This window comes from Arcicella gelida (assembly GCF_034931025.1).
Classification (GTDB): Bacteria; Bacteroidota; Bacteroidia; order Cytophagales; family Spirosomataceae; genus Arcicella; species Arcicella gelida.
The window spans coordinates 26460-47825 of sequence record NZ_JAYGIL010000021.1; the positions used below are offsets into that span (position 1 = coordinate 26460).

The window sequence follows — 21366 nt, forward strand, 5'->3', positions numbered from 1 at the left end:
TAGTGAATTGACGGCTTTTTTTATGTGTTTTTATCAAGATTATTTCTACTCATTTTTCTAAACTCGTTTGGTGTTCTTTTCTTTTTTCTTAAAAATACTCTGTTGAAATAAGTAATACTTTCAAATCCTGTTTGAAAGCCAATTTCAGCAATCGTTTTGTCTGATGCTGTCAATAAGGAACAAGCTTTCCCGATTCTAATTTCATTCAAGTAATCAGAATAAGTCTTACCTGTCATTTTTTTAAAGAATTTACAAAAGGCACTTTCAGATAAATGAATTAACTCAGCGACGTTTTTCAATGAAATATCCGCTGATGAATTCTTCAACATATATTGACAAACCGTATTAATTCTTAATCCATTTTCTTCATTTTTAATCGGTTGAAAAAAAGGAGAAGCTAATACTTCGTAAGGTAATTCGGTAAGAATGTCAAATATTTCAAGCAAACTATTAATCCTTACAATGCCTTCTTTCTGATTGATGGTTTCCATTTTACTTATAATTTCGAAAGGAGGATTAGGGAAATATAAACCTTGACCACTCATCGCCAACATATTTTTGAACTTACTAAATTCATTCAGGGTTAAAAAACGCTCAATAAAATGGTTAGTAAATTGTATAACTACTGCAGCTGAAACAACGTTTTTCTCTTTATCACTCATCCAAGTATGTGGTAAATCTGGTCCAATCAAGACTAAATCACCTTTTTGAAAACTCTCAAAAGAATCTCCAATAAACCTGTCTCCTACTCCACTTTCAATAAGTGTCAATTCAAATTCAGGATGATAATGCCATCTGTATTCAAAATTTGAAGTAGTGTATTGATTAACTATAAAAGAGTTGATATACTTATCTGCACTTAAATCCTCCAGAATTGCCTTCATTTAAACACTATTTTAATATTATAATATAAAAATAGAAAATTAAAAATTCAATATAGTGCTACATTTTGAATTTTTAGTGTGGAATATACTTTTGTTTTATGAATAATTTTGTATCCAATTCTTTATTGGATATTAAATTCTTAATGCAATGTTTGAAATCGCCACATCAATTTTTGAAGACCTCAAAAAGCCTTATGAATTAAGTCAAGAACAGATTGAGTTTTATCAAGAAAACCGCTATCTTAAGCTCAAGAATGTATTAAATAAGGATGCCATTGAACTATACAATCTCTTAATAAGAGAAAAAGTACAAGAGCTAAATACCATGAATACTCCGCTTGAAGAAAGAGATGTTTATAACAAAGCTTTCTTACAAATCATGAATATTTGGACTCAGAGTGCTACCATTAAAGAATTTGTATTCAGTAAAAGAATTGCTAAAATCGCTAGTGATTTAATGCAAGTGGATGGTGTTCGACTTTATCATGATCAAGCACTTTTCAAAGAGCCAGGCGGAGGCTTTACTCCTTGGCATGCTGACCAATATTATTGGCCACTCGAAAGTGACAAAACAGTTACTGCTTGGATTCCATTACAAGAAACGCCCTTAGAAATGGGTCCACTCGAATTCAGTGCCAAAAGTCATTTAATGCAAGAAGGAAGAAACCTTAAAATTAGTGATGATAGTGAGGTCGAAATCCAGAAAAGATTAAGACTCGGTGATTTTCTACAAGTAAAAGAAGCATTTGAATTAGGTGAAGTAAGTTTTCATTCTGGATGGATTTTTCATAGAGCCGGTGCTAATCAAACTGATAAAATGCGACAAGTAATGACGATGATTTACATGGATAAAAATATGAGACTTAAACAACCCGAAAATGTAAACCAACAAGCAGATTGGGAAACTTGGTGTCCTGGTGCAAAAATTGGAGAAGTCATTAACTCACCATTGAATCCTATTATTTACGAAAAAGCATTTTAATACTATCAATATTAAAAGTCAAAAAAAATCCCCACAGCATGTAAAACACTGTGAGGATTTTTTAAAAACATTCTATAAGCCGGATTCTGTCGATTGAATTTTTCTTTGCAGAAATTTCCAAAAGTCTTATCATTTATCTCGAATAGTAGTCACCTACTACCTCTATCAACCTACCCACTGACACGAACGAGCCGCCCTTTACTTTGTTGTTGCCAACGCCGCTTGCCAGCCTATTTGGTCTTTCAACTCATGAGGTTTACCGATGCCTCGTTTGTCACCAACCGAGCGGTAGTCTCTTACACTACCTTTTCACCCTTACCCTTTCAGGCGGTAATTTTCTGTGGCACTTGCTGTTACGGTTTCGTCTCCAAAAACGTACCTTCCCGTTAGGAAGCATGATGCTCTGTGTTGTCCAGACTTTCCTCCCCTGCTTTAACAAAGGCGATAAGACGAATGCTTTCTGCCACAAAGTTAGCTTTTAGTTTTTACAAACCATCTACTTTTATATCTAACTTTCCATTTGCATTGATTACCGCAATGATAGAATTCGGTGTTAGATATACTTTATCAGGCGTTAATTCACTAATATTTCCATTCAAAGTAATGCCTTTTGCTACTTTATTATTAGTTAAGTTCGCTTGCATTTGCTTTTTCATCTCATCAATTTGACCACCGATTTTAAATGTCAGAGCGTCTTTCATATTCTTGGCAAACTTTCCTTGAAAAAACCAATTGGCTGTACTTACCAATAAATTCTTCGTTTTTAAATCATAATCAAAATTCTCCAAATAAACCGATTTCGTTGCTGGGTCGTAAGCTGGAACACCTTTGTAATAAATGCTACCGTTGATACTTCCTTTCAAACCCGCTTTGATAACCATTTTATCTTGGTCTCCATAAATATCAATTTCAGTTACTCCTACATTATACTTTCCTTCTTTGAAAGAAAAATTTTGTCCAATTAAAGTATCTGCCGTCAACTTTGCTGCTTCACGTAATGGAATTTCAGCAATGATTCCCACTTTGAAATCATCTGCAATTTGATTAACCAATTTTAAATCAGGAACTGTATTTACTGCTTGGAAAGTAGGTTTTGTACCTGTTATCGTTTCGGTATAAGCCTGAATTCCAATCGTTGCTTTTACTTTGTTGTTTACCGTAGTAAGCGGAGTCATTTGTAAACCAACTGGTGTTACTTTCAGCCAAGTACGATATTTTTCAGAAAGTAAATATGGTTGCATGGCTGTATTCCAAGCTTGTAACACATATTTTTTAATTTCTACATTTTTCTTTACTGCATCATCCACTGATTTCAACAAGGTTGCTTGTTGCGAATTCAAGGCTCTTTCTACCAAACCTGTTACTGGTATTTCATAACCTCCTAAACGCAAAGTTGGTTTTTTTATCCATTCATAACCCATCGGAAAGCTTTGTACTGTTGCTGTCCAGTTGGGAGAAATAGAGAATTTTGTTCCAAATTTCAAGTTGAAATCAAATTGTAATTCTTGCGGTGGAATAGAAATTCCCATTACTTTATAGCCTGCTCTTACCCATACTTTTAGTGGTACACTAAATAAAAAGGCTTCGTCTTTGGTGGTTACTGTAATGTTATCTCGCTTGTTTACTTTACACATGAAGTTATCAAAATTGTTATCATCCATGCTATTGTCTTCATAAATCAAGTCTTTGATATTGGCATTGATTTGTCTTTCTACATCGCCCATGGTAATTTCAAAAGGGATTCCAATCGTCGAAAGACTTTTCTCTACTTGTTTTCCATTATACATATACGATTCTTTGGGTGCTTCAGGATTAGCTGTAGCATTTGTATTTTTTGAACCAGCACAGCCTTGAAGCAAAATGATAGCGACTAAGGCAAAAAGGATTTTTTTCATTTATGTTTAAAACAATTGTTAAAAGATGACTTTTTATAAGCGAATTTTGTTGAACAATTAATTACTGTAAATTTTAAAACGATTTTTCATTAGGGCTGGACTTAAGTCCAGCCCTAATGAAAAATAAAGATTATCTCTATTTAATCTTCACATTAGTAGCTCCATAACCAAACTTTTCTTTCTGAGCATCTTCAAAGTATTTTACATTTTTATGTCCCGAAAGTTTTTTGTGAATGGCATCTCTAAGTACTCCGTTTCCAACGCCATGAATAAAAGTAATTTCATCCATTCCGTTGGCGATGGCTGCTTCAAACTGTTTATCGAAAGTAGCCATTTGTAAAGCTAACATTTCACGATTTGACATCGCCCATGAATCAGCAGATAATTTTTCGATATGTAAATCAACATTAAGAGCAGGTTTAGCTGGTAATGTTGCCAATGGTTCTGGCACTTGTTTTTCAAACATTTGTTCCTTCAACTTCTCAACATCAATTTTTGTTGGAACAGGATTTACTGCATCTTCCGAATCCAATTGAAACAAATGTGCATCTTGATTAAGAATAGGAGCTTTTTGTTTACTCTTGAAAAAAGTATTTACTCTAAATTTCAAACGTCTTAACAAAGGTTCTGGCAATTTCATAAACGCCAAACGATAGAAAAACGCTTGAAACACAAATGTTCCCCATTCTTCAAAATCCTTTACCAAAACGTTTTGTACTTTGATAGAAGTTTTTGGCTTTAATGTTCCTGCTGCCAAACCTTTATGATGTGGATCTGAACCCACAGAAAGCATAAAAGGTAATTCCCAATCAGTATTGTTGATAAGGTGTTGCGATAGTTCACGGTCATTTACAGGCACAAAAGCCATGTAAATCCCTTTATTTGCTAAAATTTCTGGCGTAACTGGTAAGCGTCGGTCGATATTAGCCTGTGGTTCAAATGAACGAGAAGGGGCAAGAGGTTTAAATGTTTTTTGTTCTAATTCATCAATAATTACGGCGTCTGAACGCTTTACAGGAATTGTAAAACCGTCTTCAATTTCTATTTCAATAATATTATTCGACAAAATCTTGGTAACGATTCCTTCTTCTTTCCCACGTAATAGTCTTACTCTATCTCCTATATTCATTTTCTTAATTGTTAATTTGTTCGCAATTTAGGGCTTTGCTGGCGGTTATCGGTTATTTGTAAACTGTTATCTGGGAAATTTAACTTTAAAAAGCTCAAAGCTTACTGCTATCTAAACGCCACAACATTTTTTATATTTCTTTCCACTTTCACAAATACATGGGTCATTTCTACCGATAAGTACTTCTGGCGAAGTATTTTTAGGATTAATAATTCCTTTTACATAAAACCATTTCCCATTTTCTTTCACAAAAGTGGAATGCTCATGATGAATTGACGTTTGTCCATCAGCGTTCTTGAAATAAGCTTTAAAAGTTACTTCTCCATTTACATCATTCGCCTGTCCGTTTTTAGTGCTGAGGATTTCTAATTTTTGCCATTGGTTTTCGTTTGCCCAATCTGCTAAATCTTGTTTACTAAACTTAGCACGTTCTGTAAAATATGTACTTGCTAATAAATAATCAGGTGCAACAGAGGCATAAGCTGAATATCTCGAACGCATCAATGCCTCCGCAGTAAGTGCTTCTTTTTTTCCTAAAATAATAGGTTCACAACATTCGCTAAAAGCTAAGTTTGAACCACAATAACATTGAACTGACATCATAAAAATTGTGAATTGAGAGTGATGAATTGTGAGCAGTCCATCGCTGCTGTTTAAAATACGATAGCAAAGATTGTTTAAATTTATATGTTGGCAACACGCAAAATCTTCTCCATCTTTTTGCCTTTTGCCAATTCATCTACTAATTTATCTAAATACCTTACTTCTTTTGTTAGCTTATTTTCTATTTCTTCAATCCTGTAATCACAAATTACACCTGTAATAAGCGACGCATTGTGATTAAGGTTAGCTTTCTGAAAAAATGTTTCGAAAGTCACTTTTTCATGAATTAATTCATCTAGCTTTTTATCATCAAAACCAGTCAACCACGTAATTACTTGATGCAATTCCTCTTTTGTTCTGCCTTTACTTTCCACTTTTTTAACATAGTGTGGATATACCGATGCAAAAGTCATTTTCGCCATTCGCTCGTTGTGTTCGGTTGTTACTTTCATGATAATATTTTAAGGGAAGGAATACTTTGGCTATCCCAAAAATTGGTTAAATATATGGCTTTGACTATCGTTTATGATGTTATAAAATAAACAGATTGACCATAAAAATTTGTAGCTCATCAAGCTACCGATTATGACAATAAATTACCCTATTTAGCCTTGAAAAAGGTAACACAAATATAAAAATAATTCTAAGTTAATACGTTGAGAAAATTCTTCATTCTAGGGCATAAAAAAAGCTTTTAAGATAAAAAAAAAGAATCCTAAAACAGCCGAAATAACAAATAACAATCTAACAATCAATTGCTTATATAAAGTATCAGATTATTAAACTAGAATTTTATTTGTTTACAATGGAATTTTGCTTTAAAGCAAAAAAGTTTTGCATACTTACAATAGAATTTTGTTTTAAAGCAAAAAAGTTTTGCATGCTTACAATAGAATTTTGTTTTAAAGCAAAAAAGTTTTGCATACTTACAATGAAATTTTGTTTTAAAGCAAAAAAGTTTTGCATGCTTACAATGGAATTTTGCTTTAAAGCAAAAAAGTTTTGTAAACAAACAAAATTACTCTGTTTGTCGTAAAAATAGCCCTGAATGTTTGCTTCAAAGCCATGTCATCAGCCAAAATTAAAGCTTTAACTTTTTTTAAAATTTTGTTGACTAAAAAGAGTGATTTGTTAAGAAAAGTTGGAGAAAAATAGGCTGAATTGAGTTTATTTAGTGCTATTAAAAATGACTATTGAAGGTTAATTGAAAATTAGGATTATAGAGGGAAGTGTTAAAAAATTTGTGCTTATTTTTTGAGTTAAACAATAGTATTTCTTCTTAACTCTATAAATTTAATTAAGCTTGATTTTAGGCTTTAAAAATAAATTCTTACTTTAGAGAATTAAGAATGTAGAGTCAACATCAGATAATAAAGAAATGGTTGACAGAGACCTTGAAATGTTTAAAATTCCATCAATCCAACAAACCAAAATAATCAAATGAAAGAAAACAACAAACTCGCTGAATTAACATTAGAAGAATTACTAATCAAACAAAAAAAAGCAAAAGGTGCTGTTATAGGACTAGGCATAGTGATGGCAATGGCTTTAGCTACCCTTATTTATCTTGCTACAAAAAGTAAAAATTATGCTTTACTTGCTGTTGCTGGTGGTAGTGGGCTAACTCTTTTACCAAGTATTATTGCTCTAAAGCAAATAGAAACTGAAATAAAATCACGAAAAAACTAAACAAACTCCAAACCTATTTAATTAATGAAGTTTTCAGAAAGTTTACAAAAATTGTTACCATTTGGTTATCTATTTCTTGTGGTGATGGGCATCTTAAAAGAAAGTGTCTTTTATTACCAAATCGGAATAAATATTTTGAAATACTCTACCATCATGGATATTTTAATTAGTCCGATTGCTACACTTACTGCACATCCAATCATATTAATAGCCGTAATCTTGGTCATTGTTTTTTCTTATGCTTTTCCAGCATCTTTATCTAAAAGAAGTCATAAGCAATGGGTTCAAAAAATATTAGGATTAAAAAATAATATTGAATTGAGTGATGAAGTACTTGGAAATCATATTACAAACCTGTTCATCAAATTTCTTACGATAGGCTTATTGGCATTCTTTGTTGGCATAGGAATTGGCGAAGGGATAGCCTTATCTCAAAGAATAATGACCGACAAACTGAAATATAACCAAAAGCTGAATTACAGTAGCGGAGATTCTGAGCAAATTTATCTGATAAGTTCAAACAGTGTCTATTATTTTTATCTTGCAAAAGGCAATAAAGCTATAAAAATCTCTCCTATCGGAGCAATAAAGAGTATTGAATTTACGAATAACAGAATGTTGCAATGAGTTATAAAGCTGTTTTAATCAACTCTTGGTAAAGAAATATTCTTTTTTACAGCTAATAATCTGATCCCGAAGATGATAAGAATCGTTAATAAATCTATTAATTCATTGGGCAAAGCGATTTGTTTCATCAAGAAATAAAATAATCCACCAATGATACAAGGTGTTGCATAAATAACTTCTTTTCTTAGTAAATACGGTATTTCATTCAACAAAATATCTCGGATTAATCCTCCAAAACAAGCGGTGATTGTTCCCAAAATAATACAAGCCGACATATCTAATTGGATAGCTAATCCTTCTTGAATTCCTCTTAAAGTAAAGAATCCTAAACCAAGTGAATCAAAAAGAGTTAGTGTTTTATCTATTTTGTCGATATGATTTTTCAAGAAAATTGTCAGGATAAAAGTACCAATTATCAATAAAATGACTGAAGAATCTAAAAGCCATCGCACTGGCAAATGACCAATCAATATATCACGAATTGTTCCTCCGCCAATGGAAGTAACAAAGGCGATAACCAATAAACCAAAAATATCTAATTGTTTACGAATACCTGCTAAAGTACCTGAGATGGCAAAAGCAATTGTTCCGCCAATATTGATAATTGTAAAAAATTCCATTTGAATAGCTATTTGTAAAAAATGACTTGACGATTACTTAGAAAAGTATTCATCAAGTCATTTTAAATATTTTACAAAATTAATCTATTTTGCTGGCACTTCGTGCAGTAATTCTAAGCCAACTGATGAACGTGGAGGAAAACCTGTCCAATTCTTTTCATTAGAATTAGGTTGAAGTAATAAGTATTTGCCAAAATCTTGATGCTTGAGTTGTATTCCTAAAAAAGCTGTTACAAAATGTTGATTGATATTATTGATATGTCGTTCGTTCCAAGCTGGTTCTGAATAATGAGCATAATCTCTTGCACGTTCAGGTTTATAAGATTCCGCAGGTGGTGGATTCGGTGCTACATTATGGCGAGCATTCATATAAGTAAGCAAGTAACGGTCACTATTTACAGTTCCTTTATAAATGGCTTTGATACCATCTTCATAACCTGAAATATCATCTTGACTTCCCGCTACAAAAAAAGTAGGTACTTTCAACCCTTTTAATCCTTCGGCATCCCAAACCCCACGTTGCATTCCCCAAGGAGCAAAAGCTACAACTGCTTTAATACGATTGTCCTGCGAAGCGATATATTCAGGATTTCCTGACGTTCGTACTTCAATGGCTTTACTTCCACCCGTCATAGTAGCAAATAAATTTGCTGCTTGCTGACTATAACCAGCACCTGCCGCATTCAAAACGCCATAACCTCCCATCGAATAACCAATCAAAGCCGTATTGTTGGCATCTGCCAAACCTTCCAGAAAACTCTTACTCTTGGGTTTTGCCAGTTCTGCTATTTGATTGAGGACAAATAAAATATCTTTACCACGATTCAATAAAGTACTTTGAAAAGGTGAAGCATCACGATAAGTAGATTCCGTATGGTCTATTGCCACCACCACATAACCTTTTGAAGCAAGGTTCTCTGTCAAATAAGTCATTAATAATCTTGAACCCAAATACCCATGTGAAACCACTATCAAAGGAAATGAACCAACACCCGTTTTAGGTTTAGCATCACGAGTAGCTCTTCCTGTAAACTGAAAGGGAATCAAAGGTCGTTTTGGGTCGTTTGATACGCCAAATACTTGGTCATACGCAACGATTTCTTTTTCATTATCAGCTAAATTAGCAGGATACCAAACTTCTACTTTTAGTGGTCTGTCGTAAATAGCATCTACGCCACCTTTAGATTTAAGCACATCTACTTGTCCTTTATGAACAAATTCAAGCGTCCTTACTCCTACTTTATATTCTCCTCGGGCTGATAATTCAGGAGCATCAGGTAATGCATCGCCAAAAATATATGAATCAGGAGACTGAGCTTGTGAGTTGGTTTTGCAGATAAATAAAACCAATAACATTAATACAGCTGTTTTTAGCCGTTGAGGAGTATTTTTTTTCATAGTTTTTTGAGATGAATTGTTTTCAAAGATTGCATAAAAATAATAAATTCAGTCTGGCATTGACTGAATTTATTATACATTTAATATCCTCCTAAATACTTTCGCATTACCCACTCTGCCGTGAGAAGCGTCAGGATTAAGAAAAATATCCAACGGAGATTTATCATTTCTTTTAAGTCTTCCGTAGCTTCAATTTTATCAGGTACATCATGACTTAAAATCTTTTGTTTCAATTTTTCAAATTCATTTTTATGGAAAAATGAAGCACCTGTTTTATTAGATACTTGTCTGAGGACATCAAAATCTGCGGTAAGATTAATATTTTCAATTTGTAAATCTTGATTCACAAATTCACCTATTGATTGTTCCGATTTGCCCAAGACAGTAGCAGAAGCATTAAAACGATACACACCAGCAGGTAAGCCGCTGATTTCAAATTTTGTATTATCTGCCGAAGTGGAATAAGTATAATTTCTAGTAAAACCTTTTTCGTCTTTAATAGTTAATTTAATCGGTAAATTATACAGTTTCTCGTAAATAGCATTATAAATTTCTGTTTCAAAAACTACTTTTTCACCTAAAGATAAAGGCGTTTTTAAAGGATAAACTCTCAATTTTCTTTTATCATCCTTAGCAGAAATATATTGCAATACTTTGGAGATAACATCATCAATGACTACTTGCTTTTCATTTAATTGATACTCTTCTAAACGCCAAGCCCAAAGTCCTTCTCCTGTAAAAATGGCAGATTTTTTAGCACCAATATTCATTGCCAAAAGTGGTTTCTGTGTTTGAACAGCCCCTACTCTTTGATACAACAATACTTCTGAATTCGGCAATAAAGTATAATCGCCAAAAGGCACTGAAATTTGTGGAAACTTGGTAATAATATCCATTTGTTCCGTTTCAAAATTCAGTACTTTAAAATTCTTGTTAAAAATTCCTGTTACTTTATCGTTTTCGCCAAAATCTGCATTGATTTGCATTACTTGGTTTAATTGATTCAAATTATTTACTCCAGACTGATTTCCCATTACAAAAAAAGTAGGAATTCCTTTGTCTAAAAGTGGTTTGAAGACGTTAGCATAAGTATTATAAGCATCTGGCAATTGATGTAAAATCAGTAAATCGTAGCTTTTTGTAATTTCTGGATTTGCATTTTCAGTCAGGATTTTTACATCTAATTCATAGTTTTCATTTTTTTCGATGATACTTTTCAAAGCTTTTACATCTGGATGCGGTGCTAATGCCAGCAATAAAATTTTCTCTTTGCCATCAATTACTTCAATATAAACTTCCTGACGGTTATTTCTATTTGAAAATTCTCCAGATAAAAAATCAACTTCAACTGTAAAATGCTGTACACCAATTTGTGTAGCAGTTGTATTGAAAGTAAGTGTTTTTAAATCTTCTTTTTGATTAAAAGTAATGGTTTGTTTTTCTAAAAACTTTGCTCCTTGTTTTAAATAAACGTTAGCTGTTTTTCCTTCAAAACCGAAAGACGTAATATCCGTTTGTACAGGAAATTTATTACCCAAATATGCTATTTTATTAGCATAGACAGTTTTAACAGCAAGGTCTTTTTTAGGAATGGTATCGCCCAAACCAATGGTATGTACTGGAAATTTGAAAGATTCAGAAGCGGGAGCAATTCCTTCGTTGACAATTCCATCTGAAATCAGGACGACGTCTGTTAGATTTTGGTCTTCAAAAGTATTTTTAATGCCCGAAAGTAAATTTGAAAGGTTTGAAGTTTTTTGGTTGAATTGAAGCTTTTCTAGGTTTTGAGTATTCTCCTCATTGAAAGTAGCAAAGGCTACTTCATAATCTTTTTCTTGAAGGCTTTCTTTTAAATCATTCAGATTTTTTTTCAAATCTTCTAGCACTTTTGCTCCGACAACATTCATCGATTGTGAGTTATCAATTGCTAAAACCACCGTTTTCTTTTGAATCTTCTGACTTACTTGTCTGATAAGAAAGCTCAACAAAAGCATACTTAAAATACTTACAGCTAAAAATCTGAAAGTAGCCATTAAGTAATTTTGCTTTTTCGTCCAGTTGGTGTTTTTTTGATATAACACAAAGGCATACAAACCAGCCAATAAAAAACAAAGAGGAATAAACCAAGGGGAAGATTGAAAGAGAAAATCGAATTTCATCATGTGCGTTGTTTGTTGTCTCTTATCAAAATTATTTGGTGATTGAGTGAATTAGTAATTAGGTATGTACGAAGGACTTAATTTTGTTCAAATATTTCTTGAATTATTTTTTTGTAGTGGCAAACCCTTGAGATTGCTGTTTTGAGTGCGGCAACCGCAAGGATTTGCCGCTACATCAAATCAGCTTAAAAGACCAATCTAAACCTTCTTACAGTACTAATTAGTGATTGAAAATAGCATTTTAAAAACATTAACTAATAATTAAAAATCACTCAATCACTAACTCACTCATTCACTAAATATCTAGGTAAGCATTCCGCCATCTACTTGTAATACTTGTCCAGTAATATATTTTGACATATCTGAAGCTAAGAAAACACAAGCATCAGCTACTTCTTCTGGTTGTCCGCCACGTTTTAATGGAATAGATTTTTTCCATTCTTCAGTCGCAGCAGCGTTTAATTCGCCAGTCATTTCAGTTTCAATAAAACCTGGAGCGATAGCATTTGAACGAATATTTCTTGAGCCTAATTCTAAAGCAACTGATTTAGTAAAACCAATAATACCTGCTTTAGATGCCGCATAATTTGCTTGTCCAGCATTTCCACGAATACCTACAACCGAAGTAAGATTGATGATAGAACCAGCTTTGGCTTTCATCATTGGTTTTGTAGCAGCTTTTGTTAAGTTGAAAACAGATTTCAAGTTTACTTGAATCACAGCATCCCATTGTTCCTCTGTCATTCTCATCAATAAGCCGTCTTTTGTGATACCTGCATTGTTAATCAACACATCGATTCCACCAAAATCAGCAACAACGGAATTCATCAATTCTTCAGCTTGCTTATAATCAGAAGCATCCGAACGATAACCAATTGCTTTTATTCCTAAAGCAGACAATTCTGCTTCTAAAGCCTGTCCTTTTTCTACAGATGAAAGATAAGTAAAAGCAACATTTGCCCCTTCTTGAGCCATTTTGAAGGCAATTGCACGACCGATACCTCTTGAAGCACCCGTTACCAACACTACCTTGTTTTGTAATAAAGCCATTTATTTTGAATTAATTGTTATTTCCAAAGTTCAAAAATAACATAACGCCCCAAGACCGCAAAATTATATGCTTATCTTTCATATAATAAAGTCAGTGCAGTAGTTACACTTCCGTGTTTAAACTTATTGAAAATCATTTTGGCTTGCTAAAAGTGCTAAGAATTGTTCTTCATTGATAATTTTAACTTTGAAAGTAGCAGCATCAATTCTTTTAGGACAAATTTCATTGGCAGAAATCTCTCCTACTATCAAATAATTAGTTTTGGCGGTTACATTTTTAACATAGATTCCACCCAAAGACCTAATTTTTTCTTTGATTTCGTAATGTTTAAAATGTTGAAATGCTCCTGCAACGGCGATATTTCTTCCAAAGAAAGAATTTGAGTTCACAGCAACTACATTACCTTTAGGCATCTCGCTTTTGTTATTGAATATCAATTCTCCTTTTTCTTTTTTTAACTTTAAGAAGATACGAGTACACAAATCCACATCTTTTAACATTTCACCGCCTCGTACTTTTAGATGTAAATAGTCGGCGAGCGAGTGCAATTGAAAATCTGGAAAAACCCAAGTTTTTTTTGCGTTGAGATAAGTACAAAATGTAGTGAAGGTAGGCACGAGTAATTGGGCAGAACACAATGCAGATTTAAGTGCACCAATGTTAAAATCAGCAAAGTGAGCAACAATCTTTTGATTGATAATGTAGGGATAAAGTTCTTGCCAGACTTCTGAAAATGAATTTGCTACCTCTAAATCTTGTCTGGAAAAATTGGAGTTTTGAAAATAGATTGGATTAATGTTAAAAGGATTAGGGCGAACAAACCAATGTCTCTTATCTACAATTTTATCATTTTTTAGTGCCACTATTGCTACTGAAAAGATACTTTTAGGTTGCAGATTAGCCGTTTTAATATCCAACACTACATAATCAAAATCAAAATTGTGCGGTGCTGAGATTGTTTTTACTTTAGGCACCTTAGTAGCAGAAACCTGTTGTGCCAATGGTGTTTTGTTATCTACTTTTTTTAGTACAGAGAAAACTTTATCAAGGATTTTCATAGAAATATTGTTTAAGATAAGCGTATGATTTTCAAGTATTAACTTCAAAAATAGCATTCATCCTAAAAAAACAAAATACTTTGACAAGTATCTTCATTTCAATCACTAAATATTTATTATTCGGTAGTTTTATGAGTGTTTTTCAATAAAATTCAAATGAAAATCTTTGAAAACAAAAAAAAGCGACAATTCATTTAAGAATCGCCGCTTTGGATATTGAATTATAATTTTAGCCTAAATTGTTTTAACGTAACTTCCTAACCATTTGATTTCTGAAGCATGTTTTGCCATAATTTTCTGTACACTTTCGTCTAAGAAATAACCATCAAATTCCATCAAAAACCAGAAATTAAACTGCTCACCTTCCTTTACAGGGCGACTTTCTATTTTCAAAAGATTAATTCCTTGACTTTCGAATTCTTGTAAGAAACGAACAAGTGTTCCAGGTTTTCCATCTTCTGGTAATTTGGCAATGATTGTCGTTTTATCGTTTCCACTTTTCTGGTTGATAAAATCTTTACCAATAATAAAGAAACGAGTACGATTTTGTGCCGAATCTTGAATATTATCAAATAGAATTGGTACATCAAACAATTTTGCAGCGATATGAGAACAGATTGCCGCTGAATCAGTTTCTAAACCAGCTAATTTCGCTGCTTTTGAAGTTGAATCTACTTGTACAAAAAAGTCGTCTTCTTTACCACCGAAGTAATCATTCAAGAATCGTTCGCATTGACCAAAGGCAATGTCTTTTGAATAAATTCTTTTAATATCTGATAATTTTTCAGCTTTAGTAGCAAAAGTAAAGTGTACAGAAATCACTACTTCTGAAACAATTTTCAAATCTGTTTCATTGAGTAAATCAATTGTTTCTTTAACAATTCCTTCCAAATTGTTTTCGATTGGTACAACACCAAATCTTGCACGACCAGTATCTACACTTTCAAAAACAGAACGAATATTAGGCAAAGCCAAGTAGTCGCTCATTGCTCCAAATCTACTTTCAGCGGCTTGATGTGTAAAACTACCTTCTGGACCTAAATAAGCAATTCTTTCGGGTAATTCTAAATTACGAGAAACTGCAAAAATTTCTAAATAAATCGCCTCTATAGCAGCTCTATTTAATAATCCATTGTTGGCAGCAGCTAGCCTATCAACAATCTGTTTTTCTCGTTCAGGACGATAAATAACGGTTTGCGTTTGTTTTTTTAACTCACCAACTTGTTTTACAACATCCATACGCTTGTTGAGAATTTCAAGCATTTGGTCGTCGAATGAGTCAATTTGATTTCTTAATTCTTCGAGAGACATTTTTGACAATATTAGATTGAGAATATTAGGATTCAGTGAATTAATGAACAGATAATCACAATTCACGCAATCATTAATTCACTCACCTATTTTAATTTAAGCCGCTAATTCGGCTGGATCTTTTTCAATAATCAGGTTTTCGATAATAAATTTTTGGCGATCAGGCGTATTTTTCCCCATGAAGTAAGTCAAAATTTTAGGTATCGTCGTATCTTTTGTGAGAATTACTGGTTCTAAACGAATATCATCATTGATGAATTTCCCGAATTCTTCAGGCGAAATTTCACCCAACCCTTTAAATCGAGTAATTTCTGGTTTTGGACTTAGCTTTTCGATGGCATTCAAACGTTCTTCATCAGTGTAGCAATAAATCGTTTCCTTTTTATTTCTTACTCTAAATAAAGGCGTTTCTAAAATGTACAAATGTCCATTTCTTACTAAATCTGGAAAGAACTGTAAAAAGAAAGTCATCATCAACAAACGAATGTGCATTCCATCGACGTCGGCATCAGTGGCGATAATAATTTTATGATAACGCAATCCTTCTAAACCTTCTTCAATATTCAAAGCATGTTGAAGTAAATTGAACTCTTCGTTTTCATACACAATCTTTTTTGTAAGACCGAAACAGTTTAAAGGTTTACCTCTTAAACTAAATACTGCCTGACTTTGTACATTTCGAGATTTAGTAATTGAACCACTAGCAGAATCCCCTTCAGTGATAAAAAGCATAGAATCATAACGATTATCAGCTTTTTCATCAGTCAAGTGAACTCTACAATCTCTTAACTTTTTATTGTGTAAATTGGCTTTTTTAGCACGTTCGTTAGCCAACTTTTTAATACCAGCCATGTCTTTACGCTCACGTTCAGACTGTTCGATTCTCTTTTTGATAGCATCGGCAACCGTCGGATTTTTGTGTAAATAATTATCAAGATTAATTTTGATAAAATCTCCAACAAAACTTCTAACCGACTGTGAACTTGAATCAGGTGACATGTTATTTGACCCTAATTTTGTTTTTGTTTGAGATTCAAAAACAGGCTCTTGTACACGAATGGCAATTGCACCAACGATACTTGCACGAATATCTTCGGGGGCATAATCTTTTTTGTAAAACTCACGAACAGCACGAACGATTGCCTCACGAAAAGCCTGCAAGTGCGTTCCCCCTTGTGTAGTATTTTGTCCGTTTACAAAAGAGTAATATTCTTCTCCGTACTGATTTCCGTGCGTCAAAGCTACTTCAATATCCGAACCTTTTAGATGAATAATTGGGTATCGACGTTCTTCTTCGGCAGAATATTTACTCAATAAATCAAATAAACCATTTTGAGAATAATATTTCTGTCCATTGAAATTGATGGTTAAACCAGCATTCAAATAAGCATAATTCCAAATAAGGTTTTCTAAGTATTGAGGGATGTAATGATAGTTTTTGAAAATCGTATTATCAGGTTCAAAAATCACATAAGTACCATTTCTAGCATTTGATTCTGTTCCGTCTGGTGATTCAGCAATTAATTCACCTTGTTTAAATTCAGCCCATTTGGTTTTCCCTTCACGGAATGATTGTACTTTGAAGTAAGAAGAGAGAGCGTTTGTAGCTTTAGTACCAACTCCATTTAAACCAACAGATTTTTGGAAAGCTCCAGAATCGTATTTACCACCTGTATTGATTTTAGAAACACAGTCGATTACTTTTCCTAAAGGAATACCACGACCATAATCACGTACTTCAACACGATGATCACTAATTTTAATTTCGATTGTTTTTCCATTTCCCATCATGTGCTCATCAATAGAGTTGTCCATGATTTCTTTTACTAAGACATAGATACCATCATCAATAGAGGAACCGTCTCCTAATTTTCCAATATACATACCCGGACGAAGGCGAATATGCTCTTTCCAGTCGAGAGAGCGAATATTATCTTCAGTGTATTGTACAGAAGTAGGGTTTGTTGACATATTCAAAGCAAGGGTTAATACTTTCTAAAATTTGTTGTTAAAACAATTTTTATCAAAAACAATTAAAACTACCAATAAACTTCAAAGAGCAAAGTAACCAAAAATTGTACGTTTCCTCTATTCTGCTTATCAGTGAAACAAAGCTACAAAAACATTAAGAATTTATAAAATTAGCATAATTTAATCTTAGAAGAGATAATTAATGTTAGAGGAGGTCGTTAGAAATTACTAAAAGTTGTTTTACTTTGCACTTTGTTTAGAATTAACTTCTATTGTCAATAAGATTCAATTGGTCAGAAAAGTAATCCTTTTAAACCCAAAGGCAACAATTTATATGTTCAAAATCATGCAAGCAAACGATTGCTCTAACAAAGTAGGCACACGATTTATTTCTTCACACTTAAATAAATTTATTGTTTCTGCTCTTTTCCTGTGTCTCACTTTTTTATCAAATTCTGGTAATGCTCAAAACTTCACATTGGGAGACCTTCAAAATTTAGCACTTCCAATGCAAGGGAGTAAAATTTCGACTTCTTCAGCGAAATCTCCAAATGTTGACCCTAGAAAAGTTAATGCTGCTGCAAATGCAAAATCTTCTAGTGATTCTCTAAAAGCAAAAGCTACTGGTAGTGTTGTTAGTGCGGCAGATTCTGCTAGTGCTGCTTACAAAAAGAAAATTTTTGGTATTAACATGTTTAATAACCCAAATATCACTTTTGAAAGCTCTTTGAACATTCCAACACCTAAAAATTATATTTTAGGAGCAGGTGATGAGTTGGTTATTGACATCAATGGTTATTCAGAAGAACATTATACACTTCCAATTACTCCTGAGGGTTATGTAAAAATTGCTAAAGTAGGCAATGTGTTTGTAAGCGGTATTTCTATCGAAGAAGCAAAAAAAAGAATTATAGACAGACTTTCTAAAATTTATGTAGGATTAAGACCTTATGGTGGCGCCCCGGCTAACACAACTGCAACAATCTCTTTGGGTAGTATTAAAACTATCAGAGTATCGGTTTTGGGTGATGTTGTAGCACCAGGTACTTATTCTATTTCTTCTTTATCAAGAGTGATGAACGCTCTGTACTTATCGGGCGGACCAAATGAAAATGGTACTTTCCGTGAAATCAGAGTAATTAGAGACCGAAAATTAATCGCTCAGTTAGATTTATATGATTTATTGACGACAGGTAATTTACGTCAAAACGTTGGTTTACACGACCAAGATATTATTCAGGTAGGTGCTTATAAATCAAGAGTAGAAATTATCGGAGAAGTTAAAAAACCTGCTGTTTTCGAAACTTTAGCGAATGAAAGTCTAGAGAAAATCATCAATGAATATGCCAATGGCTTTACTCCAATGGCATACAAATCAGTACTAAAAGTTCAACGTATTACTGAAAGAGACAGTAAGCTGATTGATTTAAGTAATGATTTACTATCATCATTTTACCCTAAAGCAGGTGATGTTATTACCGTTGAAAAAGTATTGATGAATAGAATTGAAAATGCCGTAACCTTAGAAGGTGCAGTATTTAGACCAGGTAAATTTTCAATTAATGATAGTCCAACACTAACAAAATTGATTAAAAGAGCTGACAATTTTAAAGAAGATGCCTTTTTAGGAAGAATTTCTATCGTCAGACTTCGTGATAATTTAACGAAAGAAAACATCTCTGTTAATTACAACGACATTCTTTCAGGCAAAAGCCCAGATATTGCTCTTCATCGTGAAGACATCGTTACGGTTTATTCTGTAGTAGAATTAATGGAAAAATACACAGTACGTATTCAAGGTGAAATTAACTTAAAAGAAGATGCACCTTTAACAAGTGCTATTGAAAAAGGATCTACAGCAGTTTCTGAAACCCCAAGTGAAAATCCAAACAATGACTCTCCTATAGGCACTTTCCCATTTTTACATAATATGACTGTAGAAGATTTAGTTGAAAAAGCAGGTGGTTTAAAAGAATCAGCAGCTACAGGTAGAATCGAGGTAATCAGAAGAAAGAAGAATATTGGTAAAGATGATCCTGCACAAATTACTTCTACAATCGGTGAGCGTTTTAATTTTGCTATCAACAGTAATCTATCAATTGACCCAAGCGCTTCAAAATTTATTTTAGAGCCATTTGATGAAGTATTTGTTCGTTCATCTCCAAACTACGAAAAGCAACAATTTATTTCAATTGAAGGACAAGTTACTTTCCCTGGCGTATATGGCTTAGAAAGAAAAAATGAACGTATTTCTGAAGTTATTACTCGTGCTGGAGGATTAAATGCTCAAGCTTATCCAAAAGGTGCTACATTGGTTCGTAAATTCAAAATAAGTAAACAAGAAGCTGATAGAAAAAGCGAACAAATGAGTGAATTATCTGACAATACTACTGAAGCAAGTGTTAAAGTAAAATCGGTAAAAGAAGAAACATCTGAATCAATTGGAATTGATTTAGTGAAAGCCTTAGAAGACCCAAGCTCTTCAGCAGATATGCTTTTGCAAGATGGAGATATTATCAAAATCCCTAAAGAACCACAGACAGTAAGAATGCAAGGAGAAGTTTTGTACCCAACATCAACGAGATACGTTGAAAGCTTGCCTTTCAAACATTATATTTCTGAAGCTGGAGGTTTTACAGAATTATCATCACGTAAACGTTCTTATATCATTTATGCAAATGGTTCTGTAGATAGAACGAGAAAGTTTTTAGGTTTGATAAATATCTATCCAAAAGTTCAGCCAGGTTCAGAAATTGTTGTACCAAGCTTGAATGTCAGACAAGGTGCTTCGCAACAAGCATTACAAACGATTCAAACACTTACGATGGGTTTAACAAGTGTTGCTACTCTTTTTGCACTTATCAGAACTTTTAAATAATATTATAATTCAGGATTTAAGATGTCAGCAAAACAACATACATCATTACCAGAAGATCAATTTTCGCTTGAAGACATAGTTTTAAAAGTCATAAAATTAAAACAGTTAATTGTAGCTAATTGGAAAATTGTCACAATTGCCACTTTCATAGGTATGGCTTGTGGTTTATCATGGGAATTAATCACCAGAAAACCTCCCGTTTATACGTCCAAAATTCTATTTAACATGGAAAACGGCGGTAGTTCTCCATCTGGAGGACTATCAGACTTGGCAAGTGCTTTTGGCGTAAATACAGGAGCTGCTCCTTCTTCTAATTTGTTTGTTGGAGAGAATTTCAATGAACTTATTAGAACTAAAAATCTTTACAACCGAGCATTACTAACTAAAGTGAAAGTAAAGGGCAAAGATGAAATTTTTGCCAACTATTTCTTACGTAAAAGTGGTATTCGTGAAATCGAAATGGAAGACGATGAAGAGATTCAAAACTTTCAATTCAAACACAGTAATTACAAAGAATGTACTGTTAAAGAGAAAGCTCAGTTAAGAAATATTCAAAACTTTTTAATGCCACTAACTGATATTGCGAATGAAAGTAAAAAAGCATCATTTGTTACTTTAACAGTTATTACAAGAAACGACACATTATCTTATATATGGTCATATCTTTATCTTAAAACTATTACCGATTTTTATATTGAAACCAAGACTAAAAAATCTAAAGATTTACTTGTATTGGTTGAGAATAGAGTAGATTCTTTAAGAAGAGAATTGTATCGTACTCAGGGTGCTGCGGCAAAATTTGCTGACCAAAACCAACAAGTAATTGTTCAACAAGGATTGGTTCAACAACAACGTTTGGCTACAAACAGCTCGCAATTACAAAGTTTATATTATGAAGCTGTAAGAAGCCTAGACAATATGAAGTTCTCGATGGTAAAAGAATCTCCACTCTATAGTATTATCGACGATGCTGAGTTACCTTTTCCGAAGGAGACCGACAGAATAACAAAGGGAACAATTATTGGAACCGTTTTAGGATTATTGCTTTCGATTTTATACGTTGTCTTTTCGAAAACAATGGGTAAAGTAAAGAATAAAGTAGAAGAGTAAT

The 21366-nt window shown here is 33.1% G+C and carries 17 protein-coding genes and 1 other RNA gene; 5 read left to right on the plus strand and 13 right to left on the minus strand.

Translation table 11 applies throughout. The features are described from left to right. Positions 1-20: 20 nt before the first annotated feature. Positions 21-884: an AraC family transcriptional regulator gene (locus VB776_RS15970; protein ID WP_323697776.1), complete on the minus strand. Its 864-nt coding sequence runs from the start codon at positions 882-884 to the stop codon at positions 21-23. Positions 885-1032: 148 nt separating this feature from the next. On the opposite strand from VB776_RS15970, the gene VB776_RS15975 reads away from it, so the two are divergent. After that, positions 1033-1866, plus strand: a complete 834-nt coding sequence (locus tag VB776_RS15975; RefSeq protein WP_323697778.1) for a phytanoyl-CoA dioxygenase family protein — start codon at positions 1033-1035, stop codon at positions 1864-1866. A gap of 59 nt (positions 1867-1925) precedes the next feature. Here VB776_RS15975 and rnpB read toward each other — a convergent pair. From rnpB to VB776_RS16000, 5 genes are all read right to left on the minus strand, one after another. Continuing rightward, an RNA gene (gene rnpB, locus VB776_RS15980) (RNase P RNA component class A) lies at positions 1926-2327 on the minus strand. 24 nt (positions 2328-2351) lie between these two features. Beyond that, the gene (locus tag VB776_RS15985; RefSeq protein ID WP_323697780.1) at positions 2352-3761 is read right to left on the minus strand and encodes a DUF4403 family protein; all 1410 of its coding nucleotides are present in this window, start codon (positions 3759-3761) and stop codon (positions 2352-2354) included. A gap of 136 nt (positions 3762-3897) precedes the next feature. After that, positions 3898-4890 (minus strand): Smr/MutS family protein, encoded by a 993-nt coding sequence (locus VB776_RS15990; protein ID WP_323697781.1) that lies wholly within the window; start codon positions 4888-4890, stop codon positions 3898-3900. A 111-nt stretch (positions 4891-5001) separates the two neighbouring features. After that, entirely contained in the window at positions 5002-5493 is a 492-nt protein-coding gene (locus tag VB776_RS15995; protein ID WP_323697783.1) for a YchJ family protein, read from the minus strand. Between the two features lie 80 nt (positions 5494-5573). Then, positions 5574-5945, minus strand: coding sequence for a DUF2200 domain-containing protein (locus tag VB776_RS16000; protein WP_323697785.1), 372 nt, complete (start codon positions 5943-5945; stop codon positions 5574-5576). A gap of 988 nt (positions 5946-6933) precedes the next feature. Here VB776_RS16000 and VB776_RS16005 point away from each other — a divergent pair. Together VB776_RS16005 and VB776_RS16010 are read left to right on the plus strand one after the other, a co-directional pair. Next, positions 6934-7182, plus strand: coding sequence for a hypothetical protein (locus VB776_RS16005; RefSeq protein ID WP_323697787.1), 249 nt, complete (start codon positions 6934-6936; stop codon positions 7180-7182). 24 nt (positions 7183-7206) lie between these two features. After that, entirely contained in the window at positions 7207-7809 is a 603-nt protein-coding gene (locus VB776_RS16010) for a hypothetical protein (RefSeq protein WP_323697788.1), read from the plus strand. A 14-nt stretch (positions 7810-7823) separates the two neighbouring features. Here the strand turns inward: VB776_RS16010 and VB776_RS16015 are convergent, their stop codons facing one another. From VB776_RS16015 to VB776_RS16045, 7 genes are all read right to left on the minus strand, one after another. Further along, a complete protein-coding gene (locus VB776_RS16015; protein ID WP_323697789.1) occupies positions 7824-8429 on the minus strand; it encodes a trimeric intracellular cation channel family protein in 606 nt (201 codons plus the stop codon). An 84-nt stretch (positions 8430-8513) separates the two neighbouring features. Beyond that, complete coding sequence (locus VB776_RS16020) at positions 8514-9827, minus strand: alpha/beta hydrolase family protein (protein WP_407653838.1); 1314 nt, start codon at positions 9825-9827, stop codon at positions 8514-8516. Positions 9828-9907: 80 nt separating this feature from the next. Continuing rightward, a complete protein-coding gene (locus VB776_RS16025) occupies positions 9908-11989 on the minus strand; it encodes a VWA domain-containing protein (RefSeq protein WP_323697790.1) in 2082 nt (693 codons plus the stop codon). A 300-nt stretch (positions 11990-12289) separates the two neighbouring features. Then, positions 12290-13036 (minus strand): 3-oxoacyl-[acyl-carrier-protein] reductase, encoded by a 747-nt coding sequence (gene fabG / locus VB776_RS16030; RefSeq protein WP_323697792.1) that lies wholly within the window; start codon positions 13034-13036, stop codon positions 12290-12292. Between the two features lie 123 nt (positions 13037-13159). Further along, complete coding sequence (locus VB776_RS16035; RefSeq protein ID WP_323697794.1) at positions 13160-14095, minus strand: exonuclease domain-containing protein; 936 nt, start codon at positions 14093-14095, stop codon at positions 13160-13162. Between the two features lie 234 nt (positions 14096-14329). After that, positions 14330-15406, minus strand: coding sequence for a chorismate mutase (pheA, locus tag VB776_RS16040; protein ID WP_323697796.1), 1077 nt, complete (start codon positions 15404-15406; stop codon positions 14330-14332). Between the two features lie 96 nt (positions 15407-15502). Further along, positions 15503-17377 (minus strand): DNA topoisomerase IV subunit B, encoded by a 1875-nt coding sequence (locus tag VB776_RS16045; RefSeq protein ID WP_323697797.1) that lies wholly within the window; start codon positions 17375-17377, stop codon positions 15503-15505. A 346-nt stretch (positions 17378-17723) separates the two neighbouring features. Here VB776_RS16045 and VB776_RS16050 point away from each other — a divergent pair, with 346 nt between their 5' ends. Together VB776_RS16050 and VB776_RS16055 are read left to right on the plus strand one after the other, a co-directional pair. Further along, positions 17724-20255, plus strand: a complete 2532-nt coding sequence (locus tag VB776_RS16050) for a polysaccharide biosynthesis/export family protein (RefSeq protein ID WP_323697798.1) — start codon at positions 17724-17726, stop codon at positions 20253-20255. 21 nt (positions 20256-20276) lie between these two features. Beyond that, positions 20277-21365, plus strand: coding sequence for a hypothetical protein (locus VB776_RS16055; protein ID WP_323697800.1), 1089 nt, complete (start codon positions 20277-20279; stop codon positions 21363-21365). Position 21366: the final 1 nt, after the last annotated feature.